The sequence below is a fragment of the Segeticoccus rhizosphaerae genome, from assembly GCF_009192725.1.
Classification (GTDB): Bacteria; Actinomycetota; Actinomycetes; order Actinomycetales; family Dermatophilaceae; genus Segeticoccus; species Segeticoccus rhizosphaerae.
This window is the reverse complement of record NZ_VOHR01000465.1, coordinates 1-2,180: the sequence shown is the minus strand read 5'-3', so window position 1 is coordinate 2,180 and position 2,180 is coordinate 1. Positions and strand designations below refer to the sequence as shown.

Here is a 2,180-nt window from a genome sequence, read left to right as displayed (position 1 = left end):
GGCCAGGCCCTGCAGCACGAGGTCGGGGTCGGCGCCCAGCCCCGTCGTGGCCGCGGTGTAGGCCCCGGCCGCGTCGAGCACGTTGTGGGCTCCCGGCAGCCGGAGGCCCAGCCGGCGTGGGGGCTGACCGTCCTCCAGCACCGTTGCGCCCCAGTCGAATCCGGCACCACCGAGTCCGGTGAGCCGCACATCGGCGTCGGAGGCGACACCGTAGGTGACGACCCGCACCCCGTCGGCGCGGGCCCGCTCGGCGAGTCCGCGGGCGCCCTCGTCGTCGGCACAGGTGACCAGGAGCCCTCCCGGTGCGATCGTCGCGACGAACTCGTCGTAGGCGCGCGTGACCCGCTCGAACGTGCCGTAGAAGTCGAGGTGGTCTGGCATGAGGTTGGTGACGACCGCGACGTCGGGGTGGTAGACGAGGAAGGACGAGTCGCTCTCGTCGGCCTCGACCACGAAGACGTCGCCGCCACCGAGGCCGGCTCCCACGTCGTGGCCGACGGGCGGTGCGCCGATGGCGAAGGAGGGATCGAGCCCGGCGGTGCGCAGGGCCGCCGCCAGCATGGCACTGGTCGTCGTCTTGCCGTTGGCACCGGCCACTGCCGCCACCCGGTTGCCGGGCAGCAGGGTGGCGAGACCCTGAGCCCGGTGCAGGACCTGCAGGCCACGCTCACGCGCAGCCGCCAGCTCGGGGTTGTCGTCACGGATCGCCGAGGAGACGACGACCACCGCTCCGTCGGGAAGCGCGGTGACCGTGGCGGCGGAGTGCCCCACCGTCACGGACGCACCTGCCGCGCGCAGGACCTCCAGCACCGGTGAGTCGTTCTGGTCCGAACCGCTCACCGCCATGCCCCGCGCGAGCATGAGCCGCGCCACGGCCGACATTCCGGCGCCACCGATCGCGATGAAGTGCGCCCGCCGCAGCTCTGCGGCCGCCGGTACCGGGGCGGCGAAGTCGAACCGCCGGTTCCAGCGGGTCATGCCCGGTCCCCGCCGACCTCGCCGTCCGCTGCGGCGAGCAGGACCAGGTCGGCCAGCCGCTCGTCCGCGTCACGGTGGCCCTGACCGGCCGCCGCTTTGCCCATGGCCTCGAGCCGGACGCGGTCCTGCAGCAGGGGCAGCAGCTCGGCGGTGATCCACTCTGGGGTGAACGCCGAGTCGTCGACCAGCAGCCCACCGCCCGCTGCCACGACGTCGGCGGCGTTGAGCCGCTGCTCGCCGTTGCCGACCGGCAGCGGCACGTAGACGGCAGGCAGGCCGACCGCGGTGAGCTCGCACACGGTGCCCGCCCCGGAGCGGGCCACCACGAGGTCCGCGACGGCGTAGGCCAGGTCCATCCGGTCGGCATACTCCCGCACCACGTAGCGGGGCCCGCCGGGCGCGGTCACCGGCTCGAACCCCTTGCCCAGGCCGGACAGGTGCAGGACCTGCACCCCGGCCCGGCCCAACGCGGTGGCCCGTTCCGCGAACGAGGTGTTGAGCCGCTGTGCGCCGAGCGATCCCCCGGTGACCAGCAGGGTCGGGTGGCGGTCCTGCAGCCCGAAGTGCTCGAGCGCCTCGCCGCGCAGTGCCGCTCGGTCCAGCGTCGCGATCTCGCGGCGCAACGGCATACCGACGGTGGTGGCGTGCGGCAGCGCGGTCGAGGGGAAGGTGGTGGCGACGTGCCGGGTCATGCGAGCGCCGAGCCGGTTGGCCAGACCCGGCCGGGCGTTCTGCTCGTGGACCACGATGGGCGTGCGCCGGCCGCGAGCGGCCAAGTAGGCCGGGGTCGAGACGTAGCCGCCGAACCCCACCACCACGTCGGCGTGGACCTCGTCGAGCACGGCCCGTGCGGCCCTGTGGGCGCCACGCAGGGACTGCGGCAGTCGCACCAGGGCGCCGCCCGGCCGCCGTGGGAAGGCGACCTTGGGGATCTCGCGCAGGTCGTAGCCGCGGGCAGGCACGAGCCGCTGCTCCAGCCCGTCGGCAGTGCCGAGGACCGTCACCGCGGTCTCGGGCAGCCGGCGGCGGAGGCAGTCGGCCAGGGCGAGCAACGGTGACACGTGTCCCGCCGAGCCGCCACCGGCGAGCACCACCGAGCGCAGGGGCCCAGCGCTCACGAGTCGTCACCTCGGCGCGCCAGGACGGCGAGCGACCGGCGGACCAGGCTGGGGCGGGCGGCGAGGGCCTCGCGGGCGCCGGGT

2 protein-coding genes are annotated in these 2,180 nt (G+C 74.9%); both read right to left on the bottom strand.

The annotated features are described in order from the left end of the window. Positions 1-978, bottom strand: a 978-nt coding sequence (locus tag FRW57_RS20655) for a UDP-N-acetylmuramate--L-alanine ligase (protein ID WP_152186940.1), incomplete at its 3' end; no start/stop codon positions are given. Next, complete coding sequence (murG, locus tag FRW57_RS20650) at positions 975-2,096, bottom strand: undecaprenyldiphospho-muramoylpentapeptide beta-N-acetylglucosaminyltransferase (protein WP_238999522.1); 1,122 nt, start codon at positions 2,094-2,096, stop codon at positions 975-977. The genes FRW57_RS20655 and murG, both read right to left, overlap by 4 nt. Between the last annotated feature and the right edge of the window lie 84 nt (positions 2,097-2,180).